The following is a 23651-nucleotide window of genomic DNA, read 5'->3' on the forward strand; positions in this document are numbered from 1 at the left end:
CGGGTCAATAGGCATTCTCACGCAGCCAGGCGTGCACGCTGCGTATGTCGGGCAGCGCAAACACCGCCGCGCTGGGTTCACGTTCACCCACCAGCACGCTCCAGCCGTGCTGGACGTTGGCGGCGTCGAAGCCGAATTCATCGGTGAGGTCATCGCCGAGGAAGACCGGAAGACGGCCGCGGAAGGGCAGGTACTGCATCATCCGGCGCACGGCGCGCCCCTTGTCGCTGCCTACCGGAACGAATTCGACCACGTGGTCGCCCGGCTGCAGGCGGTAACCGGGCCGGCCGCGCACATGGCGGTTGGCAAAGGTCCGCACGTCGCTGGCCGCGTGTGGCGCGCCGCGCCAGTGCAGGGCCAGGCCGACGCCCTTGTCCTCCACCAGCACGCCGGGATGGCCGTGGGCGAAGCGCATCGCCTGCTGGTGCAGTGCATGCAGCCATTCGGCGGTGTCGTCATCGTGTTCGTCGCGCAGCACGCGACCATCGTGGCCGCGCAACTCGTGCCCATGCAGGCCGGCGGCAGGCAGCTGGAGGGGAGCGAACAGCTGGTCCAGCTGTTCAAGCGGTCGGCCACTGACCAGTGCCACGGCGCCTTCCAGGCGGTCACTGATGCGGCCGATGGCTTCACGCACATCCGGCAGGAGCTGCACGGCATCCGGTCGTGCAGCGAATTCGACGAGGGTGCCATCGACATCGAGAAACAACGCACAGGCGTCGTCCAGCAATGGCGGTGGCGGACGCAGGGGGAGCGATTCAGCCATGACGCCCAGCCTGCCAGCGCGGGCGTGTACGTGGGGTCGAGGACAGGCTACTGATCGGGGTAGTGCCGGCCGCTGGCCGGCACCCTGAGGTTGCCGGCCAGCGGCCGGCACTACCTACCAGACTGGCGAATCAGAACGTATAGCGGACGCGGCCGTAGTAATACGCACCATTGCTGCCGATCGGCGACAGCACGTCGTACGGCAGGTTGCCGAAGTAGTAGATGTCGTTGTTGGATCGATCCGGGTAGTTGTCGGTCAGGTTCTGGCCGCCGATGGCCACGCTCCAGCGCGGGGTGATGCGGTACTCCACTTCCGCATCCAGCTGCCACTCGGCCTGGTAGGTCTGGCGCGGGATGTAGCCATCGCCGAAATTGAACACGCGGGTGGCGCTGCCGTACCGGTTCACGCGGGTGCTCAGCGACCAGTGGTCGTTGTTCCAGGCGGCCGAGAAGCTGCCACGCGTGCGCGGAGTGGCATCGGTCAGGGTGTTGGTTTCCTCGATGCCGAACAGTACGTAGTCCGGGTTCAGGGCGCGCAGCTGCGCCGGCGTGGCCAGCATATTCTTCAGCGTGGTCTTGGTGTAGGCGTAGGTGCCGGTCAGCAGCAGCTGGCCATCGCCCAGCGACTGCCGCCAGTTGCTTACCAGCTCGGCGCCACGGGTGCGGGTATCGGCGGCATTGACGAAGAAGCTGGCGCTCTGCAGTCCGCTGACGCCGTAGTTGGCGGCCACGTAATCGGTCAATGCGTCACCGGTGATGCTCTCCGACAGCGCGATGCGGTCATCGATGTCGATCTGGAAGAAGTCCAGTGACAGGTCGAAGTGCTCGCCGATGCGGCTGGTGAAGCCCAGCGAGGTGTTGATCGACTTCTCCGGCTTCAGGTTCTGCGCACCCAGGCCACGCGCGATCGGATTGTTGACCGACAGCAGGCGGCCCTGCACCAGCTGGCCGCCGGCGTTGTAACCGGTGGAGGTGGATTCGTAGCCGATCTGCGCCAGCGACGGCGCGCGGAAGTTGTTGGAGATGGCACCGCGCAATGCGAACGCCGGGGTGAATTCGTAGCGCAGGCCGAGCTTGCCGGTCAGTTCGCCGCCAAAGTCGTCGTTGTGCTCGTAGCGGGCGGCCAGGTCGCTGGAGAAGTGGTCGCCGAACTGGCTGGACAGGCTGGCATAGGCGCTGGCCACGTCGCGCGACAGGGTGGCGGCGTCCTGTGGGGTCAGGCCGCCACCGGCCTGCGAACCGGTCGGGCGGTCGGTGTACGGGCCGGCCGCATAGCTGGCCGGGTCGCCGGGGCGGGTCTGGTAGCGCTCATGGCGCGCTTCCACGCCCAGGCCCAGCGTGTGGCTGATGCTGTCGCTCTGGGTGAACACGCGGCTCAGATCGAGATTGCCCACCGTCTGTGCGTACTGGTAATCGGCAGTCTTGAAGCGGGTCGGGCTGGTCGGGCCCAGCGAGGCGTTGAGCGAATCGCGCAGGCGGTAGGTGAAGTCGTTCTGGCCGTAATCCAGGCTGCCGTCGTAGCTCCATTCGCCCCACTGCCCGCGCACGCCGGCCACGGCCTGCACGTCGCGGTTTTCGCCTTCGGAAATGGGCCGGTAACCGTTCGGATAGACCTGCTTCCAGTTGGCCTCGCCATCGGGATAGCGGAAGTAGTTGGCGCCTTCGGTGTCACGCTGGTTGAAGGTACCGAACGCGTAGAACGTCGAGGTCTGTCCCACCGGGATCTCGGTGTTCAGCCACAGGTTGATGTCCTTGCTCTTGCCATCGCCCAGCACGTAGTTGCGCTTGCCCTGCAGCGCCAGGTTGTCCGGCGTCTGGTCCCACGGCGGAACCTGGTCGAAGCCGGCGCGGTTGGTGCCGTTGCGGTGCTTGTATTCCAGGCCGACGCGCAGGAAGCCGCCGTCCTCGCCCAGCGAGGTGCCGACCTTGGCGCTGATGTTGCCGGTCTGGCCGTCGGTGAGGGTGCGGCCGATCGGCTTGAGGTCGGTGTGGTTGGCACCGTAGCTGGCCTCGATCTCGCCACCGTCGCCGCCGTTGTCGAGGATCACATTGATCACGCCGGCCACGGCGTCCGATCCGTACAGCGCACCGGCACCATCGCGCAGCACTTCAATGCGCTTGATCGCGCTGACCGGGATCGAATTGAAATCGACCGGCGTGGTGCCCTTGCCGATCTTGCTGTCGGTGTTGACCAGTGCGGTGTGGTGGCGGCGCTTGCCGTTGACCAGCACCAGCACCTGGTCCGGCGACAGACCACGCAACTGCGCCGCGCGTACGTGGTCGGCGCCACCGGAGTTGGACTGGCGCGGGAAGTTGAACGACGGCAGCAGCGCCTGCAGCGCGCTGCCCAGTTCGCCGTTGACCACGCCGGCCTTGCGGATGTCCTCGGCGGTGAGCACATCCACCGGCGAGGTGGATTCGAGCACGGTGCGGTCTGCGGCACGGGTGCCGGTGACGATCACGGTGTCCAGGTTGGTGGCGTCCTGGGCCAGGGCCGGGATGGCAGCGGAGGAAAGCGCGAGGGCGATGGCGAGGCCGAGCGGCGACGCGGGCAGGCGGGCGGACATGGGGGGCTCCAGCAACAACGACGACGGGGAAGGGGGAGATGGTTTCACTTACATCCATCCGGATGAAGCGATATATTATCTTCGCGTGATGGCCGGTGCCGATGCAAGCCCCTGCCGGTCCGGCATGAGCTGATGCCCGGTTGGCATCAGCACGCCGGGCCGGTGGCGCTGTACGCTGCCGGCTCGCCCTGTCCCCCTTCCCCGGAGCTGTACCGATGAAACACCTTGGCCTCGTCTTCGCCGTGCTGCTGGCCACCAGTGGCTGCGCCAGCCTGTCTTCGCAGGCGCCCAGCGCCTATGCCACGGCCACCACCGCCGAGCTGAAGGGCGATGCCGCCCGCCCTTCCGCCGGCCATGGCTGGGTGCGCAGCGAGCTGTACTTCGGGGTGGGCGAGGAGCAGGGGGCCGGCAACCGCCCGCAGGCCGACACCATCAGCGAGGCGCAGTGGCGCGCCTTCCTGGACAAGGAAGTAACGCCGCGCTTCCCGGACGGCCTGACCGTGTTTGATGCCTACGGCCAGTGGCTGTTCCGCGGCGATGCCGCGCCCAACCGCCTGCGCACCAAGGTGCTGGTGGTGCTGCACGAGGACACCCCGCAGCGCCGCGCCGACATCGAGGCGATCCGCCTGGCGTGGAAGCAGCAGACCCGGCATCAGTCGGTGCTGTGGTCGCGGCAGGCGGTCGAGGTATCGTTCTGAGTTGAAGGTGCCGCCGCGGTGCCGCAGGGAGCGATGATGGACTACAGGAAATGCCTGCTGGGCCTGGCATTGGCAGGCGTACTGGCACCGACGGCGCAGGCGGGTGGGGACGACGGAGAAACGCTGCGCTTCCAGGTGGCCGCGCATGTGCAGGCGCATGCCGATCCGCAGCAGGACGGCAGCATCGCGGTGCAGCTGTCACCCTCGGGCAAGCGCCAGACGCTGGCCGGCGCGGCCGATGCCGACGGCAATTCGCGCTGGTCGCTCGAAGATGTCGATTTCGATGGTTACCCGGAACTGGTCGCACGCGCTCCGGTAGGCATGGTCAACGAAGCGGTGGCGGTGTACCGGTTCGATCCGGCCGTTGAGGCATTCCGCGTGCTGCAGGCCGAGACCCACGGCAAGGACAGCTGCGGTGAGCTGATGGGGCTGACGGTCGACCGCCCCAGCCGCACGCTGACCAGCACCTGCCGCAGCGGCCCGATGTGGTACACCGACCAGTATCGCTTTGCAGGCGCGACACTCTATCTGTACCGCGCCGAGCGCGTGCTGATGCTGGGCGATACGTTGAACGCCGCGCTGCAGTGGGAACAACGCGACGAGAACGGGCCGTTGGCAGTCTGGCGCACCTATGATGCCGCCGGCCGCGTGCTGGAAAGTGCCATCGCCGATGGCCTGGGTGCTCCGCCGGATGGACCGTTGCGTGGTCGGCAGGCCGCGGTGGCACCCGCACGCCTGTTCCTGTTCGACCAACCCGGCGCATCCAGCACCAGGCGTTACCTGGTCCAGGGCGACCGCGTGGAACTGCTGGATGAGCGGGACGGCTGGGTGAAGTTGCGCTACCGCAACCCCAGGCAGGGTGAGGTGGTGGGCTGGATCAACGTCAACGATTGACTCGATCTCCGCCGGTAGTTTGCCTATCGAGGTGATGTGCGCCTTGCCCACGGAGGCATCACTTCTTCGGGTCTAGCCTCGGATGTTCTCCCCTCGAGGATGTCTCCGATGAGCAAGCGCGTTGCCGAGATCGTTGTCGATACCCTGCAGCAGGCGGGCGTCCGCCGCTGTTATGGCATCGTCGGCGATACCTTGAATCACGTCACTGATGCCCTGCACCGCAGTGAAATCGACTGGGTACATGTACGCCACGAAGAAGTGGCCGCCTTCGCTGCCGGCGCCGATTCGCTGGTGAGCGGCGAGTTGACCGCCTGTGCGGGTTCCTGTGGTCCCGGTGGCCTGCACTTCATCAACGGCATCTTCGAGAGCAATCGCAACCGTGCACCGATGGTGCTGATCGCCAGCCAGGTGGTGACCAGTGAGCTGGGCATGGAATTTCCGCAGGAAGTGGATTTCAAGGCGGTCTATGGCAGCTGTACGGTGTTCTGCGAACAGGTGCACAGCCCGGAGCAGGCGCGGCGCGTCGTGGCCCTGGCCTGCCAGGCGGCGATCAGCCGCCGCGGCGTGGCGGTAGTGATCCTGCCGGCCGACATCAGCCAGGCTGAGGTGAAGCACGATGTGCCGTTCTCGGTGCACTACACCCAGCCGGTGCTGCGTCCGGCGGATGCCGAACTGCAGCGCATTGCCGAACTGCTGGGGCAGGGCAAGCGCATTGGCATCTACGCCGGTGCCGGTTGCCAGGGCGCACACGCGCAGCTGCTGGAACTGGCCCGGCGCCTGCAGGCGCCGGTTGCGCATACTTCGCGCGCCAAGGATTTCGTCGAGCCAGACAATCCGTACAACATGGGCATGACCGGCATCTTCGGCATCGAATCCGGCTTCCACACGCTGATGGCGTGCGACACGCTGTTGCTGCTCGGCGCCGACTTCGCCTGGGGCCAGTTCTACCCGGACAAGGCCACGATCATCCAGGTCGACCGCGATGGCAGCCACCTCGGCCGCCGCCACCCGGTGAACCTCGGCGTGGTCGGTGACATCGCACCGACCCTGGACGCGCTGCTGCCGATGCTGCCGCCGCGCGAGGACAGCAGCTTCCTGGACGAGTGCATCGAGCGTCGCGACAAGGCACTGAAGACGCGCGAGCAGGAAGAACAACCGGGCGAAGGCGAATTGATCCATCCGCAGCACCTGACCGCGCTGCTGTCGAAGCACGCCAGCGATGATGCGCTGTTCACTGCTGACGGCGGCTCGCCGATGGTGTGGGTGCTGCGCCACATCCGCGTCAACGGCCGTCGCCGCACGCTGACCAGCCTGCTGCACGGCACGATGGCCAACGCGATGCCGCAGGCGCTGGGCCTGCAGAAGGCCTTCCCCGGCCGGCAGGTGATCTCGTTGTCCGGTGATGGTGGCCTGGCGATGCTGCTGGGTGACCTGCTCACGGCAGTGCAGGAGAACCTGCCGATCAAGGTGGTGGTGTTCAACAACGGCTCGCTGAACTTCGTCGAGCTGGAGCAGAAGGTGGAAGGCCTGCTGGACAACTACACCGACCTGAAGAACCCGGACTTCGGCCGCCTGGCCGAGGTGATCGGCTTCCACGGCCGCACGGTGACCCGCAGCGAGGATCTGGAAGAAGCGGTGCTGGATTTCCTGTCCCAGCGCGGCCCGGCGCTGCTGGACGTGCATACCAGCCGCGCCGAACTGGTGATGCCGCCGCAGATCGAGGCCAAGCAGGTGGCCGGTACGGCGTTGTATGCCGCCAAGGCGGTGTTGAATGGCCGCTTCGACGACGTGAAGCATCTGCTGGTGGACAACTTCCTGAAGAAGTAGGGCGAGGATGCAGGGCTGCGCCCTGCACCCGCGGTAGTGCCGGCCGCTGGCCGGCCACCTCGGAAGCAACGGCGGCCATCCTTGGGCAGGTGTCGACCTTGGTCGACACGGTAGATCCACGCCATGCGTGGATAGCGTGGAAATGATCGAATTGTTCTTGTACTGCCGAGCCATGCTCGGCTCAGAGGCGTCGCGTACAGCAGCCGAGCATGGGCTCGGCACTACAGCGAGAGCCTGACTTGGCTTTGGATCTTTTGATGTTCTTCCGTGGCTGCCGCGCGCAGGAAACTGTCAGGGGCCGGTCGGGATGGGCTGCGCAGGACCGTTGGCGCCATGGATGGCACCATCGAGCCCCCAAGGACGGGTTTACGGCGCGTCCTGCGCTGTCCACCCCGACCGACCCAACGCGCAATGCCAGTCGACTGACAGTCGACTCTACCCGCGACCAGCCACGAGGGGCCCCGCCGTTGGCTGGAACCCATCATTCCACGACGGAATTGGCGCGCCGGCCCCGCTGGGCCTACCATCGGCGCTCCCCACCCCCTCCGCCCCTTCCATGTCCGCTCCCGCTTCCGCCGCACCGCGTCGCTGGTTCGTCGCCGGCGACTTCAATGGCTTCTTCGGCCTGGTCGTCGACAACCTTTCCATCCTCGGCTTCATCGCCATGGCTCTGGTCGGGATCTTCCAGTTCCCCGCCGACGTGGTATTCGGCCGCATGTTCCCCGGCACGGCCTTCGGCGTGCTGGTCGGCAACCTGCTGTACACGCTGATGGCGCGTCGGCTGGCTGCGCGTACCGGCCGCGACGATGTCACCGCCATGCCGCTCGGCCTGGATGCCCCCACCAGCATCGGCATGGCCCTGTTGGTGCTTGGCCCGGCCTTCATCGCCTTCAAGCAGCAGGGCATGGATCCGCATGCCGCAGGCATCGCCACCTGGCAGTTGGGCATGGCCGCGCTGGTCATCATGGGCGTGCTCAAGTTCGTGCTGTCGTTCTTCGGCGAAGCAGTCACCCGCGCGCTGCCGCGTGCGGCGCTGCTGGGCTCCATTGCCGGCATTGCGCTGGTGCTGATGGGCCTGCTGCCGCTGCTGGAAACGCTGCGCTCGCCGCTGGTCGGCTTCACCACGCTGGGCCTGCTGCTGTATGTGCTGATCGCCAAGGGCAAGTTGCCGGTGCGGGGTCCGGGCGTGCTGCTGGCCTTCGTGTTCGGCACCGTGCTGTATTACGGCCTCGGCCTGGCCGGGCTGGGCGCGCCCGGCTTCCATGTGCCGGAGTGGGTGCCGCCGCAGGTGGTGCTGCCGCTGCCGACGCTGGGCTTCCTCGACGGCCTGCCCACCGCGATGACCTACCTGCCGCTGCTGCTGCCGTTCGGCCTGCTGATGGTGGTCGGCGGCATCAACGTCTCTGAAAGCGCGCGTGCGGCCGGTGATGACTATCGCACCCGCGACATTCTGCTGGTGGAAGCGGTGGCCACGCTGGTGGCCGGCATCTGCGGCGGCGTCGCGCAGACCACGCCGTACATCGGCCAGCCAGCGTACAAGCACATGGGCGCGCGCAGCGGCTACACGCTGCTGACCGGCCTGTTCGTCGGTATCGGCGGCATGCTCGGCATCATCTCCGGGCTGGTGCAATGGCTGCCGCTGGCGGTGCTGGCGCCGATCATCGTGTACGTGGCCATCGACATCACCACCCAGGCCTTCCAGGCGACGCCGCGCCACCACACCGGCGCGATGGTGTTCGGTTTCCTGCCGTCGGTGGCTTACCTGCTGGCGATCAAGGCGCCCGGCTGGATCGCACCGGACCAGCTGCCGCAGCTGCTGACCAAGCTTGACGGCCACGGCCTGCCGGAGCTGGCGGTGATCTTCACCCTGGGCAATGGCTTCATCATCACCTCGATGCTGTGGATCTCGGCCGTGGCGGCGATGGTCGATGGCCGCCTGCGCCGTGCCTGTGGCGTCCTGCTGGTGGCCGCCGGGCTGACCCTGTTCGGCCTGATCCATTCGGTGGATCCGCGCGGTGGCATCTACCTGCCATGGGACCTGGACGGCCTGGCGCGCATCATCAGCTGGCAGTTTGCCGGTGCCTATGTGGCGTTGGCACTGCTGCTGGGGTTGTTGTCGCTGCAGAAACAGCCGGTGCAGCCGCTGGGTGGGAACAGCTGACCCCCCGGTAGTGCCGGCCGCTGGCCGGCACCGTCGTGGGCTCGCGTGAATGGTGCAGCTGCCGGCCAGCGGCCGGCACTACCCGTGGGCTTCGGGCGGAGGGTGCAGCTGCCGGCCAGCGGCCGGCACTACCCGTGGGCTTCGGGCGGAGGGTGCAGCTGCCGGCCAGCGGCCGGCACTACCTGTGGGCTTCGGGCGGAGGGTGCAGCAGCCGGCCAGCGGCCGGCACTACCGTTCGGCGTCCAGTTCGGGGTAATGGCGGAAGATGCCGTTGGTGTTGAACGGCAACCGCCGCTCCGACGCCAGATAGGCGGCGATGTTCGGTCGCTTCGCCACCCGCTCCTGCAACGCCCGCAGCAGGGGCACGGTAGGGCCGAGCGCCTGCATGAGCCGCGGGAACATGTAGTCCAGCCCGCTCAGCAGCTGGAACAGCGACAGATCGACATACGAATGCTCGCGCAGGGCATGGCGGCCACCGTTGGCGGCCAGCACCTGTTCGAAGTAGCCGAGGAACTTCGGCAGGCGCTCGCTGCGTAGTGACGCGGCACGTGCCTTGGCTTCGGTCTTCTGCTCTTCGTAGTACTTCGACGCGGCAATCGGATGGTGGGTGTCATGCACCTCGGCCACCAGATCCGCGATGGTCAGCTGCAGTTGCAGCGCCTGCATCCGCCGCGATGCGGCCTGCGGCACGAGGTCCAGCGTCGGGCCGAGGAAATCCAGGATCGCGGCGACCTGCGCGATGACCTGGCGACCGGCCTTCAGGAACGGCGGCGCGAAGGGCTGTGCGCCTTCGCTGCGGCCCTCCAGGAACGACTGCATCACTGCATCGCCGTGCACCCGCGCCATGTCGATGTAGTCGGCGCCGGCGTCTTCCAGCGCCAGCCGCACGAACTCGCCACGGCCCTGGATGCCGGTCCAGTAATACAGCGCGTACTGCATGGTGGTGCCTCCACAGTGCAAGGCGTACAGCCTCGCGCGAAGCATGCAAAGCAGGCGTGAGCGCGACACGGGTGCAGGCGAACCCCAACGGCAGCGGAACAGGCGGGGAACCCGTTGCAACCGTGGGGGTCACACCCTTTCCATGCGTGTGATACGAGGTGCTGCATCATGCAGAGCGGAAAGGCGGTCTGGCCCTGGGTGTTGGGTATGGTGGTGATCGGTGGCGCGGGCGGCTGGTTGTTCCGCGATCAGCTGAAGCACATGGCAGACGGTGTTGCGGTACCCGTGCAATCAACCCCCGCCAGTACCGGCGCGCCGCCACAACCGCAGGCGGCCGCGCAGCCCGCGCCGGCACCACCGCCGATCAGGCATCCGCTGGATACCGAGGCCGCGGCTGACCCGGCGCTGCCGACGCTGGCCGACAGCGATGCGGCCGCCTGGGGCGCATTGAGCCAGCTGTTCCAGGGCGAGGGGCCACTGACCCTGCTGCTGCGCGACCACCTGATCCAGCGCCTGGTTACCCAGCTCGACAACCTGGACACGCCCAGCGTGCCGCCGACCGCGCTGGCCGCGCGACCGCTGCCGGGCAGCCTGCAGGTCGAACCCGCCGAGGGCGGCGAACGCATCGCCGCCAGCAACGCGGCGCGCTACGCGCCCTACGTGCAGGCCTTCACCGCGCTCGACCCGGCGGCAACGGCCACCGCCTACAAGCGCTTCTATCCGCTGATCCAGCAGGCCTACGTCGACCTGGGCCGGCCCGAGGGTTACTTCAACGACCGTCTGGTAGCAGTCATCGACCACCTGCTGGAGACCCCGGAGCTGGCGCAGCCCCCGGCGGTGCAGCGCGATGCGCGCGGCCGCTACCGCTTTGTCGATGCCACCCTGCAGTCGCGCTCGGTCGGCCAGAAGGCGCTGCTGCGCATGGACGCAGCCCAGGTGCATGCGGTCAAGCAGCAGCTGCGGGCGATCCGCACCGCGATCACCCGCTGAGCCGGTCCGCCGCCCCGGACTGATCGGGATCAACGCGCCGACCACACCCGGTCCGGCATGCTGGCCGCAGGCTGACTGGCCCCGGGGTGCAGTCGCAGCCACCCTTGAAACCGGGTGGGGCAACCGCATCTTTCCAGCATTGCCGGCCCAGGCCGGCCCTGATGACCGATGAGGATTCGCAATGCGGATGGACAAGCTCACCTCGCGTTTCCAGCAGGCGCTGGCAGACGCACAGTCGTTGGCCGTGGGCCGCGACAACAGCATCATCGAACCGGTCCACCTGTTCAGCGCGCTGCTGGACCAGCAGGGTGGCAGCACGCGCCCACTGCTGGCCCAGGCCGGGGTGAACGTGCCGGTGCTGCGCGAGCGCCTGACCGAGGCGCTGGACGCACTGCCCAAGGTATCCGGCCAGGCCGGCAACGTCTCGATGGGCAACGACCTCGGCCGCCTGCTGAACCAGACCGACAAGCTGGCGCAGCAGCACGGGGACGCCTTCATTGCCAGCGAGTGGTTCGTGCTGGCGGCGCTGGACGACGGCGGCACGCTGGGCATGGCGCTGCGCGCCGCCGGTGCCGACAAGACCCGCCTGCAGGCGGCGATCGACAAGCTGCGTGGCGGCGAGAACGTGCAGTCGGAGAATGCCGAGGAACAGCGGCAGGCGCTGGAGAAGTACACCATCGACCTGACCGCGCGTGCCGAGAGCGGCAAGCTCGACCCGGTGATCGGCCGTGACGAGGAAATCCGCCGCACCATCCAGGTGCTGCAGCGCCGGACCAAGAACAACCCGGTGCTGATCGGCGAGCCGGGCGTGGGCAAGACCGCGATCGTGGAAGGGCTGGCCCAGCGCATCATCAACGACGAAGTACCCGAAGGCCTGCGCGGCAAGCGCGTGCTGTCGCTGGACATGGGCGCGCTGATTGCCGGGGCCAAGTTCCGCGGCGAATTCGAGGAGCGCCTGAAGGGTGTGCTCAACGACCTGGCCAAGAACGAAGGCCAGATCATCCTGTTCATCGATGAGCTGCACACCATGGTCGGCGCGGGCAAGGCCGACGGCGCGATGGATGCCGGCAACATGCTGAAGCCGGCACTGGCACGCGGCGAGCTGCACTGCATCGGTGCGACCACGCTGGACGAATACCGCAAGTACATCGAGAAGGACGCTGCGCTGGAGCGCCGCTTCCAGAAGGTCTTCGTCGGTGAGCCGTCGGTGGAGGACACCATCGCGATCCTGCGCGGGCTGAAGGAAAAGTACGCCGTGCACCACGGGGTGGAGATCACCGACCCGGCCATCGTGGCCGCCGCCACGCTGTCCAACCGCTACATCACCGACCGCCAGCTGCCGGACAAGGCCATCGACCTGATGGACGAGGCTGCCTCGCGCCTGCGCATGGAGATCGACTCCAAGCCGGAGGAGCTGGATCGGCTGGAGCGCCGGGTGATCCAGTTGAAGATCCAGCGCGAGATGCTGAAGAAGGAGAAGGACGAGGCCTCGCGGCAGCGCCTGGCCGACCTGGAAAACGACATCGACGGGCTGGAGCGCGAGTTCTCCGACCTCAATGAAATCTGGAAGTCGGAGAAGGCCGCGCTGCAGGGCGCCACCAAGATCAAGGAACAGGTCGAGCAGGCCAAGCTGGAGCTGGAGGCCGCGCAGCGCCGCCAGGATTTCGCCAAGATGAGCGAGATCCAGTACGGCCTGTTGCCGCAGCTGGAAAAGCAGCTGGCCGCGGCCCAGGAAGCCGAGCACAAGGACTTCAAGCTGGTGCAGGATCGCGTGACCGACGAGGAGATCGCCGAGGTCGTATCGCGCTGGACCGGCATTCCGGTCAACAAGATGCTCGAAGGCGAGCGCGACAAGCTGCTGCGCATGGAAGAGGTGCTGCACAACCGCGTGGTCGGCCAGGAGGAAGCGATCAAGGTCGTCTCCGATGCGGTGCGCCGCTCGCGTGCAGGCCTGTCCGATCCGAATCGCCCGGCCGGCTCGTTCCTGTTCCTTGGCCCGACCGGCGTCGGCAAGACCGAGCTGTGCAAGTCGCTGGCCGAGTTCCTGTTCGACAGCGCCGACGCGATGATCCGCATCGACATGAGCGAGTTCATGGAGAAGCACAGCGTCGCCCGCTTGATCGGTGCGCCCCCGGGCTATGTCGGCTACGAGGAAGGCGGCTACCTGACCGAGGCGGTGCGTCGTCGCCCGTACTCGCTGATCCTGCTCGACGAAGTGGAGAAGGCGCATCCGGATGTGTTCAACATCCTGCTGCAGGTGCTGGACGATGGCCGCCTGACCGATGGCCAGGGCCGCACCGTGGACTTCCGCAACACCGTCATCGTGATGACCTCGAACCTGGGCTCGCACCAGATCCAGGACATGAGCGCCGACGACAGTCCGGAGGCCTACACGCAGATGAAGGCAGCGGTGATGGGCGTGGTGCAGGCGCACTTCCGTCCGGAGTTCATCAACCGCCTGGACGACATCGTGGTGTTCCACCCGCTGGACAAGCAGCAGATCAAGCAGATCGCGCGCATCCAGATGCGCGGGCTGGAGAAGCGCCTGGCCGAGCGCGGGCTGAAGCTGGCGGTCTCCGATGCGGCGTTCGACCTGCTTGGCAACGTCGGCTTCGATCCGGTGTACGGCGCGCGCCCGTTGAAGCGTGCGATCCAGTCGCAGCTGGAAAACCCGCTGGCGCAGCAGATCCTGTCCGGCGCCTTCGTCAACGGCGATACCATCGAAGTCGGCAACGACGGTGGTCGCCTGGTCTTCGCCAAGGCTTGAACCGGTGGCGCCCCGGCCATGGCTGGGGCGCCATCCGAGCCTTGGCAGCGCACGACGGTCCTGTTTCACTTTCGCAAGGATGAGGAGAACCGCATGGACGTTGCCCGCAGGGCTTCACTCTGCATGACGCTGGCGTTGGCTGCTGTTTGTGGACACGCTGCGGCCGCCGAACAGGTCCAGCTGCCGCCGATGAAGGGCTACCAGCAGGCCCACCAGAGCACCGACGCGCAAGGCAACCGCATCACCGAGTACGTGCCACAGGGCCAGACCGTGCACGACTGGACCGACATGGTCACCGTCAACGATGCGCCGAACAGTGGCCATGTGAGTCCCCGTGAGTTCCTCGGCATCATCGAGGCGGGGTGGCGCATCGCCTGTCCGGCGGCGCAGAGCCACTGGATCCGCGAAGGTGAAGAAGGGGGACGGCCCTTCGCCCTGCTGATGCTCGGCTGCCCGCAGAATCCGGGGACAGGCAAGCCCGAGTTCACCTGGATCAAGGGCATGCAGGGCAGGCAGGGCTTCCACACCGTGCAGAAGTCGTTCCGCTCCGAGCCGGAGAAGGAGGACGTCGTGCAGTGGATCGGCTGGCTGCGCGAGGTCGGGTTGTGCGGCAGCGGCGACGCGCCGGCCTGCCGCTGACCGCAGAAAGAAAGGGCGCCCAGCGGCGCCCTTCATGCATCAGAAGCGGTGGGTGTAACCGCTCATCAGCCCGAACTGGTTTGCCTTCTGCACGATCGGGCTGTCGGCCGCATCGCCGAGCAGGCGCGTGCCTTCGGCCGAGACGTACCAGTTGCCATTGCGGCCGACGCGGTGGCTCCACTTCAGGCCGACACCGGCGCTGACCAGGCCGGCCTTCGGCGTGTGTTCGGCAAAGCCGGTGCGCGCCGCCTGTGCCGGACTGACGCCGTACCAGGTCTGCAGGTAACCGCGGTTGCCGTAGTCGGTGGAGACGCTGCCGCTGACCACGCCGCCGGCCAGGTCGAACAGCGGCAGGGTCAGGTTCAGATGGATCTGCTGGGTGGCCAGGCCATTCTCGGCCTTGTCCTCATCCTTGCGGGTGAACTGCCAGGAGCCGCTCAGCACGGCTTCGCCCAGCGTATAACCCGCCGAGACGCCGACCAGGGGACGGGCATCGATATCACCCATGCCGCGCAGGAAGTCGGAACCGCCAAGCAACGAGTCCTTGTCCTTGCGGATACCACTGGCACCCACATAGGCCCGCACGCGGGTGTGCTCGCCGAGGGAGGTGCCCCAGCCGATGCCACTGGTGCCCAGAAACCAGCCCCCCGGCGCGGTGGCATCGAACGACAGCGAGGGCGTTGCACGATACTCCTCACTGCCGCTGTAGCGTGGTGCCACGCCGCCCCCGGCGGCGAGCTCGAAGGTCCAGTGGTCATCCTTGGCGTAAGCGATCGGGGCGGCGAACACCGGCAGCAGGGCCAGGCAGAGCAGGGCAGGGGAACGGCGAAGCGGGGACATGGTAACTCTCGACAATGGGAGGAAAGCAGCACGCGCATCCGGCGCGCGCTGCAGGGTTGCCAGCGTGGCGATACGCCGGCGACCGATCCGTCCGCAGTTGTGCGGGAGTTGTAACCAACTGTAAGCGCGCCCGTGGGCGTTCAGCTGGCAGCCAGCGGCCAGTGCATTTCCAGGCGTGCGCCGCCAAGGGTGGCGCGGCCGATGCGCAGCTCGCCGTGGTGGCGCGCGGCGATGCGGCCGACGATCGCCAGGCCCAGGCCGAAGCCGCCGGTATCACGGCTGCGGCTGTCATCCAGGCGGGTGAACGGGCGGACCACCTTCTCACGGTCGGCCTCAGCGATGCCGGGGCCATCGTCGTCCACGCGCAGGCAGGCGCGTCCGCCCACACCGACCAGCGACACTTCCACCTGCGAGCGCGCGTGGCGCAGCGCATTGCCGACGAGGTTGCTCAGCGCCAGCTGCAGCAGGCGTGGCTCGGCATCCACCCGTGGCAACGCACTGGGCTGCACGCGCAGCACCAGGCCGGCGCGTTCCGCATCACGGCGCGCATCGGCCAGGCAGGCCTGCAGCCAGTCATCGGCTTCGATGCGCTGCATCGGCTCGCCTTCGCTGGGATGCTCCAGCTGTTCGTAGGCCAGCAGTTCGCTGACCAGCCGGTTGAGTTCGGCCAGGTCGCCATGCAGTCCCTCCGCCAGTCGCGCGCGGCGTTCGCGATCATCGCTGTCCTGCATCAGGTCCAGGCCGAAGGCCACGCGCGCGATGGGCGTGCGCAGTTCGTGCGAAATGGCATGCGTGAGATCGCGCTGGCGCTGCACCAGTTCGGCCACGCGCGCGGCCATGCGGTTGGAATGGTCGACGATGACGCGGATCTGCGAGCGCGGCGAGACCTGTGCGCGTGCCTGCAGATCACCGGCGCCGATGCGGTCGGCATGCAGGCGCAACGCTTCGAGATCGCGCCAGAGCAGGCGTACCCAGGCAGACAGGCTGGCGCCCACCAGCAGCAGGATGCTGAGGTAGGCGGCGAGGGTCATGTACGTGGTCATCTGCACGGCCCCAGGCAGGCGCAGGTGCAGCCAGCGACCATCGACCCCCTCGATGGGCAGCAGGACCTGCTGGTACTGATCGCGCACGATGAAGCCATCGGCCTGCACGGCCGCCTGTTCCTGCCGATCGAGCGCGGGAGGACCGTCGAGCAGGGTCAAGGCAATGCCGTAGTGGGGTTGCCACTGCCGCAGGCGCTCACGCTGCTGGCCCGCGTCCAGGCCCGCAAGGCCGCTGCGCAGGGCGTACACCTGCCCGCGCACCTGCTGGACGAAAACGCGATCCTGCACGGGCGTGTAGATGCCATCCAGGATGTGGTTGAGGAAGAACACCGAGGCCAGGAAGCAGGCACCGGTGACGAACCACAGCCACAGGAACAGCCGCTTCATTCCGACCAGGCCGCAGGATTGAACTGGTAGCCGCGTCCCCACACGGTCTTGATGCGCCGCGGTTCGCGTGCGTCGTCACCGAGTTTGCGGCGCAGCTTGCCGATGCAGACGTCCACGCTGCGGTCCAGGCCGTCGAAGCCTATCCCGCGCACCGCCTGCAGGATCTGGTCACGCGACAGGATCTGTCCGGGCTGGCTGGCCAGCAGCCACAGAATCTCGAATTCGGTGGTGCCCACGTCCACCGCCGCGCCGTGCAGGTGCACTTCGCGCTGCATGCGATCGATCAGCAGTTGCCCGTGCATCAGCCGGCTGGGCGTGCCGGTGGTGCTGCTGCCATGGCGGCGGCGCAGCAGGGCGCGCAGGCGGGCCAGCAGCAGGCGCGGCTCGATCGGCTTGTGCACATAGTCATCGGCACCCGACTCCAGGCCCAGCACCTGTTCGATGTCGTCCTCGCAGGCGGTCAGCATCAGGATCGGCACATCGGAAAAGCTGCGGATCTGCCGGCACACATCGATGCCGCCCAGGCCGGGCAGCATCAGGTCCAGCACCACCAGCTCCGGCACGTGCTGGCGGCAGGCCGCGCCCGCAAGGTCACCGCGGGCCACATGCCGCACGGCAAAGCCATGTTCGTGGAGGTAATCGCTGACCAGTTCGGCCAGGCGGCGGTCGTCCTCCACCAGCAGCACCGAGGTGGGTGAGTGGCTGGGCGCAGGGGTCCAGGAAGATGGCTGCATGCGAGGGGCCTCCGTGCCCGGGCAGGAGCGCCCGGCGGCGAAGCCTAGCAACGGTCCATGACGACTGCCTGAATCGCGACCAACCTGATAACCGTGGGTACGGCCGTCATCGCCAGTGGCTTTCAGCGGCGGCCCGCGGCTGGCCTATGGTGGCCGTTTCCCCGGATGGAGCCTGGCCCGATGAGCGACCCGCAGTGGCAACTGGAAACCCTGGCCGTGCACGGCGGCTACCGTCCCGACCCGACCACCCGCGCGGTGGCCGTGCCGATCTACCAGACCGTGGCGTATGCGTTCGACGACACCCAGCACGGCGCCGACCTGTTCGACCTGAAGGTGCCCGGCAACATCTACACCCGCATCATGAACCCCACCACCGACGTGCTGGAACAGCGCCTGGCCGCGTTGGAAGGCGGCATCGGCGCGCTGGCGCTGGCCTCGGGGCAGGCCGCGATCACCTACGCCATCCAGACCATCGCCGAAGCCGGTGACACCATCGTCGCCTCCAGTGCGCTCTATGGTGGCAGCCTCAATCTGCTGGCGCACACGCTGCCGCAGTACGGCATCCAGGCGCGCTTCGCCGACCCGGCCGACCCGGCCGCGTTCGCCGCGCTGATCGACGAACGCACCAAGGCGGTGTTCGTCGAATCCATCGGCAACCCGCGCGGCAATGTCACCGACATCGCCGCCATCGCCGAGGTCGCGCATGCCGCCGGGGTGCCGCTGATCGTCGACAACACGGTGGCTACGCCCTTCCTGCTGCGCCCGTTCGAGCACGGCGCCGACATCGTGGTGCACTCGCTGACCAAGTACCTGGGCGGGCACGGCAACAGCCTGGGCGGGGCGATCATCGATTCCGGCCGCTTCGATTGGGCGGCACAACCCACGCGCTTCGCGCGGCTCAACCAGCCCGACCCCAGTTACCACGGCGTGGTCTATACCGAAGCGTTGGGGCCGGCGGCCTACATCGGCCGCGCGCGGGTGGTGCCATTGCGCAATACCGGCGCAGCGCTGTCGCCGTTCAATGCGTTCCTGCTCCTGCAGGGCATCGAGACCCTGGCCCTGCGCATGGAACGCATCAACGCCAATGCGCTGGCTGTGGCGCAGTTCCTCAAGGCGCACGCCAAGGTGGCCTGGGTGCGCTATGCGGGATTACCTGACGATCCCGAGCATGCCGCCGCGCAGCGCTACCTGCGCGGGCATGGGTCGGGCGTGCTGACCTTCGGCCTGCCCGGTGGCCGTGAAGCCGGCGCACGCTTCCTCGATGCGCTGAAGCTGTTCACCCGCCTGGTCAACCTGGGGGATGCGAAGTCGCTGGCGACCCACCCGGCCTCGACCACGCATCGCCAACTGGATGCCGCCGAACTGGCCAGGGCCGGGGTCAGCGAGGACACCGTGCGCCTATCCATCGGCATCGAGCACATCGGCGACCTGCGCGCCGACCTGGAACAGGCCCTGGCCGGCGCCTGATAGCCACGTGCTTGGTCGTCATCGCCACAGGCGATCACCACGGGCCGAGCGATGCGTTACGGTGGAACTGCCTCTCCAAGGCAGTGGCAACGTGGCGATCCAGATCCCCGGTCGATGCGGGTCGACCGGGGATCTTTTTGTTTCCGGGGTCAGATCCGTTTTCCTGCGGAAAACGGATCTGACCCCAGGAGTATTTCCGATAGATCGCGGAAAACCGTCGAAGGCGGGGTGGGTCCGGTTGCGGGAGTGTCCGCGGCATGGATGCCGCGGCCAAGCCCCCATGGAAGGGTTTACGGCGTCTCCTGCAACTGGACCCATCCCGCCATTCCACGGGATGCCAGCTTTTGCTTCTGCCGTTGCCGTTGAAGTTGATTCAGCCGGTGCAGGGCTGCAAGCCCTGCCGCAGACCCCTCACACCACCGGGATGCTGTGCTGCCCCAGGTTCCGGTACGGCGGCGTCGACATGATCATCTCCGCCAGCGAATAGGCCAGCTCGCGCTCGGCCATCACCGTGCCATCGGCACCATGTTCCAGCAGATGCTTCACCTCGGCATCGCTGTGCGCACGCGCCAGCAGCGTCAGGTCCGGATTGATCGCCCGCAGCTTGGCCAGTGCTTCACCGGCTTCCAGCGGCTGCGGAATCGCCAGCACCGCGATCTTGGCCCGCTCCGGATGCGCCTCGGCCAGCACCCGGTCGGCCGCCGCACTGCCGCGGATCGCCGCCAGGCCCTTGGCGTGGGCTTCCTCGACGTGTTCCTTGTTGTCGTCGATCACCAGCACCGGCACGCCACGGTCGCGCAGCACCTGCGCCAGTTCGCTGCCGACCCGGCCATAGCCGATCACGATGGCGTGGTCATGCAGGTCGCGCGACGGGCCGATCGCTTCGGGCGGCTCGGGCGCCTGCGGCGACTGCTCCTGCTTGGCCTGCCAACGGTCCAGCAGGCCGAACACCAGCGGGTTGAGCATGATCGACACCAGCGCACCGGCCAGCACCAGCGACTGGCCTTCCTTCGGCAGGATCTGCAGGGCCACGCCGAGGCCGGCGATGATGAAGGCGAACTCGCCGATCTGCGCCAGGCTGGCCGAGATGGTCAGCGCAGTGCTGGTCGGGTGGCCGAAGGCACGCACGATGAAGAACGCCGCCGCCGACTTGCCGAACATGATGATGGCGACGGTGGCCAGCACCTGCCACGGATGCTGGACGAGGATGTTGGGGTCGAACAGCATCCCGACCGAGACAAAGAACAGCACCGCGAACGCATCGCGCAGTGGCAGCGAATCATGCGCGGCCTTGTGGCTCAGCTCCGATTCGTTGAGCAGCATGCCGGCGAAGAACGCGCCCAGCGCGAACGAGACGCCGAACAGCATCGCCGAGCCGAACGCCACGCCCAGCGCGATCGCCAGCACGGACAGGGTGAACAGCTCACGCGAACCGGTGCCGGCGATGCGCTCGAGGATCCACGGGATGACCCGCCGGCCGACCACCAGCATCACCGCCACGAACAGGCCCAGCTGCACGAAGGTCCAGCCGATGTCGGCCAGCACGCTGCCCAGCGAGTGCGATTCCTTGGACGCGTCCGGACCGAACACGCCGGCCATTACCGGCATCATCACCAGCGCCAGCACGCAGGCCAGGTCTTCCACGATCAGCCAGCCGACCGCGATCTTGCCGCGCATGGTTTCCAGCAGGCGGCGTTCCTCCATTGCCCGCAGCAGCACCACGGTACTGGCGGTGGCCAGCGAGAAACCAAAGATGACGCCATGGATGGCCGGCCAGCCCATCAGCGAGGCCACGCCCCAGCCGAGCAGGGTGGCGACCGCGATCTGGCCGATGGCGCCGGGGATGGCGATCGCCTTGACCGCCATCAGGTCCTTCAACGAGAAGTGCAGGCCGACGCCGAACATCAGCAGCATCACGCCCAGTTCGGCCAGCTGGTTGGCCAGTGCCTGGTCGGCGACGAAGCCGGGGGTGAACGGGCCTACGCAGATGCCAGCAACCAGGTAACCGACCAGGGGAGACAAGCGGAGCTTGTTGGCCAGCGCGCCGAAGATGAAGGCGAGCCCCAGGCCAACGGCAACGATGTTGATCAGGTCGGTGTCATGGTGCATCGGCACTCGCAGGCAATCGGGGGTATCCCGATTTTCACCGATGAGGCCAGATACGGCAAATCCGCCGGCCACGTGCCGTGGCCGGCGGATTTGCCCACGCATTCCTCTTCAACCCACGCCTTCGGCGCGCCGCTTCAACAAGAAGGGGCTCTCCTCCAGGCGCGGCCCGGGTTATGCCGGCCAGCGGCCGGCAGTACCCCTTACCAGGTGTACTTGATCCGTCCGTACACATACGCGCCGTTGAAGCCGAACGGCGAGTAGTTGCTGTACGGCAGCATGCCGAAGGTGGAGTTCTGCAGGTCTTCGGTGCGGTCCGGGTACTTGTCGAGCAGGTTGTCGGCGCCCACGGTGAGGGTCCAGTTGCTGCTCGGCTTGTAGCTGGCCGAGGCATCCACCACCCAGGCGTCGCCGTAGGTCTGGTCACGCAGCGCGGTGGCCGAGTTGCGCACGGTGAATTTGCCGTAGCGGGTGGCGGCCAGGCCCAGCTCCCAGTGGTCCGAACGCCAGGTGCCGCTCAGGATCGCCTTGTCGCGCGGGTAGCTGTCCTCGATGCGACCGATCTCATCACGGCCGATCAGCGACTGGGTCAGGCCTAGGGTGCCGAATACCGCCGGGGTGCCGCCGACACGGCGCACTTCGGTGTCGTTGTAGCTGTAGGCCGCGGTCAGCTCCAGGCTGCTGGCGGTGAACGGTACGGTGTAGCTGGAGACGAAGTCGACGCCACGGGTGCGCGTATCCAGGCCGTTGGTGAAGTAGGAGAACGCGGTCACCTGCGGCAGGCCCAGGGTGCCCAGCAGCGCGCTGGTGGCCGCGTTGGTGGTGATGCTGGACGACAACGCGATGCGGTCGTCAATGTCGATCTGGTAGGCATCGACGGTGATGTACAGGCGATCGACCGGCTGCAGCACCAGGCCCAGGCTGTACGAGGTGGAGGTCTCGGCCTTCAGCGGCGAGGCGCCCAGCGCCTGCGCGGCCTGGCTGGTGGTCGGGAAGGTGCCGCGCTCGACGAATACGCCATTGAGGAACTGGCTGGTCACCGCCTGGTAGCCCTGCTGGGCCAGCGAGGGCGCGCGGAAGCCACTGGAGGCGGTGGCCCGCAGCGCCACCTTGTCGGTGAACGCGTAGCGCGCCGACAGCTTGCCCGAGAAGCGGTCGCCGAAGTCCGAGTAGTCCTCGTAGCGGCCGGTGATGCCGGCCGAGAACTTCTCGGTCAGGTCCGCTTCCAGGCCGGCGTAAACCGCGTAGTTGTGGCGGTCGGCATGCACTTCATTGGTCGGGGTGAAGCCCGCGAAGCCCTGCGCGCCGCTGCCGGTGTACGAGTTCAGTTCGCCCGGGTTCTGGTCCCACTTCTCCTTGCGGTACTCGCCGCCGAAGGACAGCGTGACCGGGTAGGCCAGGCCCCAGTCCAGCGACTTGGTCAGATCGGCATTGAAGATGTCCTGCTGGTACTTCAGCGTGCCGTCGTAGAACGAGCGCGGGCTGGTCGCACCGAGGCTGTAGTTGATGCTGTTGCGGGTGTGGAAGTCCAGGGTGTTCTCGCCGTGGTTCAGGCTCAGGTCCCAGGTCCAGCCGTTGTCGGTGTTGCCCTTGACCCCGGCCACCAGCGAGCGGTCCTTGGAATACTGGTTGATCTCCGGCACGTAGCCGTCCGGGTAGGTCTGCGCCAGCAGCGCGCTCTGCCCGCTGTGGTTGCGCGAACGGTAGAAGGCGAACGAGGTGATGTCGCGGTTGCTGAGCAGCGCGCTGGCGTAGCCGGTCACGTGGTCGCTGAAGTCGAAGCTGGCGTTGGCCGAGGCCGCGGTGGCATCCACGCGCGGGTCGCCGACGATGAAGGTCTTCTGGCCGATGCTGGGGAAGTTGCCGGTGTTCGGCGTGGTGCCGCGGTACGGGCCGGCGCGGTTGCTCTCGTCCTGCTGGCTGATCTGGCCGGCCACGTGCACGCGGCCGCGGCCGTTGCCGAACTCGACGCCGGTGTCGCCGGACAGCTGGTACTTGTTGCCGTCGCCGGCCGAGTACTGGCCGTAGTCCACTGCCAGGCTGCCGCCACTGCCGCTGCCCTTGAGCACGATGTTGATGACGCCGGCGATGGCGTCCGAGCCGTACTGTGCCGAGGCACCGTCGCGCAGCACTTCCACGCGCTCGATCGCGGCGATCGGGATCGCGTTGATGTCCACCGCCGACGAGCCACGGCCGATGCTGCCGTTGACGTTGATCAGCGCCGAGGTGTGGCGGCGCTTGCCGTTGACCAGCACCAGCACCTGGTCCGGCGACAGGCCGCGCAGCTGCGCCGGGCGCACGCCGCTGGTGCCGTCGGTCAGCGCCGGGCGCGGGAAGTTCAGCGAGGGCAGGGCGCGCGACAGTGCGGTGGCCAGTTCACTGGTACCGGTGGACTGCAGCACTTCGGGGGTGATGATGTCGATCGGCGACTGCGATTCGGCGACCGTACGGTCGGCCACGCGGGTGCCGGTGACGATCACCGTGTCCAGGGTGTTGGCAGCGGTGCCGGCCTGCTGTGCAGCGGCGACGAACGGAGAGCCACCGAGTGCGACAGCGACGGCGGCGGCGATCAGGCGGGTCTTGCGGGTCATCGGGATGGGCTCCGGTTGGCGGGGGCGGCACCGGAATCGACATCACGAGCGTGAGGCGGACGGCGGTTGTTGCGGTGCGCAATACAGCAATTAACGGGATATTCAGTGCCTGTCAAATGCCAGGCGTCAGAAAAAACGTTGCAGCAGCAACCATTTAGCCCGGATCAGCGCTGGCAGGAAGGGACCCCGGGACGCGCGCGGCGGGGACGTGGGAGAGAGGAACGTCGGCCACTGCGCAT

Annotated in this window: 16 protein-coding genes; 8 read left to right on the plus strand and 8 right to left on the minus strand. The window is 67.4% G+C overall.

Annotated features, from left to right (window positions below):
- Positions 1-4: 4 nt before the first annotated feature.
- Both otsB and AC5P9I_RS04240 read right to left on the minus strand, forming a co-directional pair.
- Positions 5-763, minus strand: coding sequence for a trehalose-phosphatase (otsB, locus tag AC5P9I_RS04235; RefSeq protein WP_049467582.1), 759 nt, complete (start codon positions 761-763; stop codon positions 5-7).
- A gap of 130 nt (positions 764-893) precedes the next feature.
- Positions 894-3329 (minus strand): TonB-dependent receptor plug domain-containing protein, encoded by a 2436-nt coding sequence (locus tag AC5P9I_RS04240; RefSeq protein ID WP_049467581.1) that lies wholly within the window; start codon positions 3327-3329, stop codon positions 894-896.
- A 215-nt stretch (positions 3330-3544) separates the two neighbouring features.
- Between AC5P9I_RS04240 and AC5P9I_RS04245 the strand changes: the two genes are divergently transcribed.
- From AC5P9I_RS04245 to AC5P9I_RS04260, 4 genes are all read left to right on the plus strand, one after another.
- Positions 3545-4027: a DUF3574 domain-containing protein gene (locus tag AC5P9I_RS04245; protein WP_049467579.1), complete on the plus strand. Its 483-nt coding sequence runs from the start codon at positions 3545-3547 to the stop codon at positions 4025-4027.
- Positions 4028-4063: 36 nt separating this feature from the next.
- Positions 4064-4921: an SH3 domain-containing protein gene (locus AC5P9I_RS04250; protein ID WP_049467585.1), complete on the plus strand. Its 858-nt coding sequence runs from the start codon at positions 4064-4066 to the stop codon at positions 4919-4921.
- A gap of 108 nt (positions 4922-5029) precedes the next feature.
- Positions 5030-6748, plus strand: coding sequence for a thiamine pyrophosphate-dependent enzyme (locus tag AC5P9I_RS04255; RefSeq protein WP_049467576.1), 1719 nt, complete (start codon positions 5030-5032; stop codon positions 6746-6748).
- A gap of 556 nt (positions 6749-7304) precedes the next feature.
- Positions 7305-8909 carry a SulP family inorganic anion transporter gene (locus AC5P9I_RS04260; RefSeq protein ID WP_049467574.1) on the plus strand — a complete coding sequence of 535 codons (1605 nt, stop codon included), beginning with the start codon at positions 7305-7307 and terminating at the stop codon, positions 8907-8909.
- 228 nt (positions 8910-9137) lie between these two features.
- On the opposite strand, the gene AC5P9I_RS04265 is transcribed toward AC5P9I_RS04260, so the two are convergent.
- A complete protein-coding gene (locus AC5P9I_RS04265; protein WP_049467572.1) occupies positions 9138-9848 on the minus strand; it encodes a glutathione S-transferase in 711 nt (236 codons plus the stop codon).
- A 168-nt stretch (positions 9849-10016) separates the two neighbouring features.
- Here AC5P9I_RS04265 and AC5P9I_RS04270 point away from each other — a divergent pair, with 168 nt between their 5' ends.
- The 3 genes from AC5P9I_RS04270 to AC5P9I_RS04280 all read left to right on the plus strand — a co-directional run bounded on the left by AC5P9I_RS04270 (position 10017) and on the right by AC5P9I_RS04280 (position 14244).
- Positions 10017-10838, plus strand: coding sequence for a DUF3014 domain-containing protein (locus AC5P9I_RS04270; RefSeq protein WP_049467570.1), 822 nt, complete (start codon positions 10017-10019; stop codon positions 10836-10838).
- Between the two features lie 181 nt (positions 10839-11019).
- Positions 11020-13605, plus strand: coding sequence for an ATP-dependent chaperone ClpB (gene clpB / locus AC5P9I_RS04275; protein ID WP_012481080.1), 2586 nt, complete (start codon positions 11020-11022; stop codon positions 13603-13605).
- 93 nt (positions 13606-13698) lie between these two features.
- Positions 13699-14244 (plus strand): hypothetical protein, encoded by a 546-nt coding sequence (locus AC5P9I_RS04280; RefSeq protein ID WP_210240849.1) that lies wholly within the window; start codon positions 13699-13701, stop codon positions 14242-14244.
- A gap of 39 nt (positions 14245-14283) precedes the next feature.
- Here AC5P9I_RS04280 and AC5P9I_RS04285 read toward each other — a convergent pair whose 3' ends face one another.
- The 3 genes from AC5P9I_RS04285 to AC5P9I_RS04295 all read right to left on the minus strand — a co-directional run bounded on the left by AC5P9I_RS04285 (position 14284) and on the right by AC5P9I_RS04295 (position 17248).
- The gene (locus tag AC5P9I_RS04285; protein WP_049467567.1) at positions 14284-15084 is read right to left on the minus strand and encodes a MipA/OmpV family protein; all 801 of its coding nucleotides are present in this window, start codon (positions 15082-15084) and stop codon (positions 14284-14286) included.
- 140 nt (positions 15085-15224) lie between these two features.
- Positions 15225-16514, minus strand: a complete 1290-nt coding sequence (locus AC5P9I_RS04290; RefSeq protein ID WP_130767800.1) for an ATP-binding protein — start codon at positions 16512-16514, stop codon at positions 15225-15227.
- Positions 16511-17248, minus strand: coding sequence for a winged helix-turn-helix domain-containing protein (locus tag AC5P9I_RS04295; protein ID WP_049467562.1), 738 nt, complete (start codon positions 17246-17248; stop codon positions 16511-16513). The genes AC5P9I_RS04290 and AC5P9I_RS04295 overlap by 4 nt, the downstream gene beginning before the upstream one ends.
- 180 nt (positions 17249-17428) lie before the next feature.
- Here AC5P9I_RS04295 and AC5P9I_RS04300 point away from each other — a divergent pair, with 180 nt between their 5' ends.
- Positions 17429-18715 carry an O-acetylhomoserine aminocarboxypropyltransferase/cysteine synthase family protein gene (locus AC5P9I_RS04300; RefSeq protein ID WP_130767801.1) on the plus strand — a complete coding sequence of 429 codons (1287 nt, stop codon included), beginning with the start codon at positions 17429-17431 and terminating at the stop codon, positions 18713-18715.
- 411 nt (positions 18716-19126) lie between these two features.
- Here the strand turns inward: AC5P9I_RS04300 and ybaL are convergent, their stop codons facing one another.
- Positions 19127-20824, minus strand: a complete 1698-nt coding sequence (gene ybaL / locus AC5P9I_RS04305; protein WP_049467962.1) for a YbaL family putative K(+) efflux transporter — start codon at positions 20822-20824, stop codon at positions 19127-19129.
- Between the two features lie 200 nt (positions 20825-21024).
- On the minus strand, positions 21025-23412 hold the full coding sequence (locus AC5P9I_RS04310; protein WP_049467960.1) for a TonB-dependent receptor plug domain-containing protein: 2388 nt from the start codon (positions 23410-23412) through the stop codon (positions 21025-21027).
- Positions 23413-23651 lie beyond the last annotated feature (239 nt).

The organism is Stenotrophomonas sp. YJH_SMC_29, from assembly GCF_059371235.1.

Bases quoted from the DNA above. Each gene is read 5' to 3' on its own strand.
- otsB (WP_049467582.1), bottom strand. From the start codon at position 763: ATGGCTGAATCGCTCCCCCTGCGTCCGCCACCGCCATTGCTGGACGAC.
- AC5P9I_RS04240 (WP_049467581.1), bottom strand. From the start codon at position 3,329: ATGTCCGCCCGCCTGCCCGCGTCGCCGCTCGGCCTCGCCATCGCCCTC.
- AC5P9I_RS04245 (WP_049467579.1), top strand. From the start codon at position 3,545: ATGAAACACCTTGGCCTCGTCTTCGCCGTGCTGCTGGCCACCAGTGGC.
- AC5P9I_RS04250 (WP_049467585.1), top strand. From the start codon at position 4,064: ATGGACTACAGGAAATGCCTGCTGGGCCTGGCATTGGCAGGCGTACTG.
- AC5P9I_RS04255 (WP_049467576.1), top strand. From the start codon at position 5,030: ATGAGCAAGCGCGTTGCCGAGATCGTTGTCGATACCCTGCAGCAGGCG.
- AC5P9I_RS04260 (WP_049467574.1), top strand. From the start codon at position 7,305: ATGTCCGCTCCCGCTTCCGCCGCACCGCGTCGCTGGTTCGTCGCCGGC.
- AC5P9I_RS04265 (WP_049467572.1), bottom strand. From the start codon at position 9,848: ATGCAGTACGCGCTGTATTACTGGACCGGCATCCAGGGCCGTGGCGAG.
- AC5P9I_RS04270 (WP_049467570.1), top strand. From the start codon at position 10,017: ATGCAGAGCGGAAAGGCGGTCTGGCCCTGGGTGTTGGGTATGGTGGTG.
- clpB (WP_012481080.1), top strand. From the start codon at position 11,020: ATGCGGATGGACAAGCTCACCTCGCGTTTCCAGCAGGCGCTGGCAGAC.
- AC5P9I_RS04280 (WP_210240849.1), top strand. From the start codon at position 13,699: ATGGACGTTGCCCGCAGGGCTTCACTCTGCATGACGCTGGCGTTGGCT.
- AC5P9I_RS04285 (WP_049467567.1), bottom strand. From the start codon at position 15,084: ATGTCCCCGCTTCGCCGTTCCCCTGCCCTGCTCTGCCTGGCCCTGCTG.
- AC5P9I_RS04290 (WP_130767800.1), bottom strand. From the start codon at position 16,514: ATGAAGCGGCTGTTCCTGTGGCTGTGGTTCGTCACCGGTGCCTGCTTC.
- AC5P9I_RS04295 (WP_049467562.1), bottom strand. From the start codon at position 17,248: ATGCAGCCATCTTCCTGGACCCCTGCGCCCAGCCACTCACCCACCTCG.
- AC5P9I_RS04300 (WP_130767801.1), top strand. From the start codon at position 17,429: ATGAGCGACCCGCAGTGGCAACTGGAAACCCTGGCCGTGCACGGCGGC.
- ybaL (WP_049467962.1), bottom strand. From the start codon at position 20,824: ATGCACCATGACACCGACCTGATCAACATCGTTGCCGTTGGCCTGGGG.
- AC5P9I_RS04310 (WP_049467960.1), bottom strand. From the start codon at position 23,412: ATGACCCGCAAGACCCGCCTGATCGCCGCCGCCGTCGCTGTCGCACTC.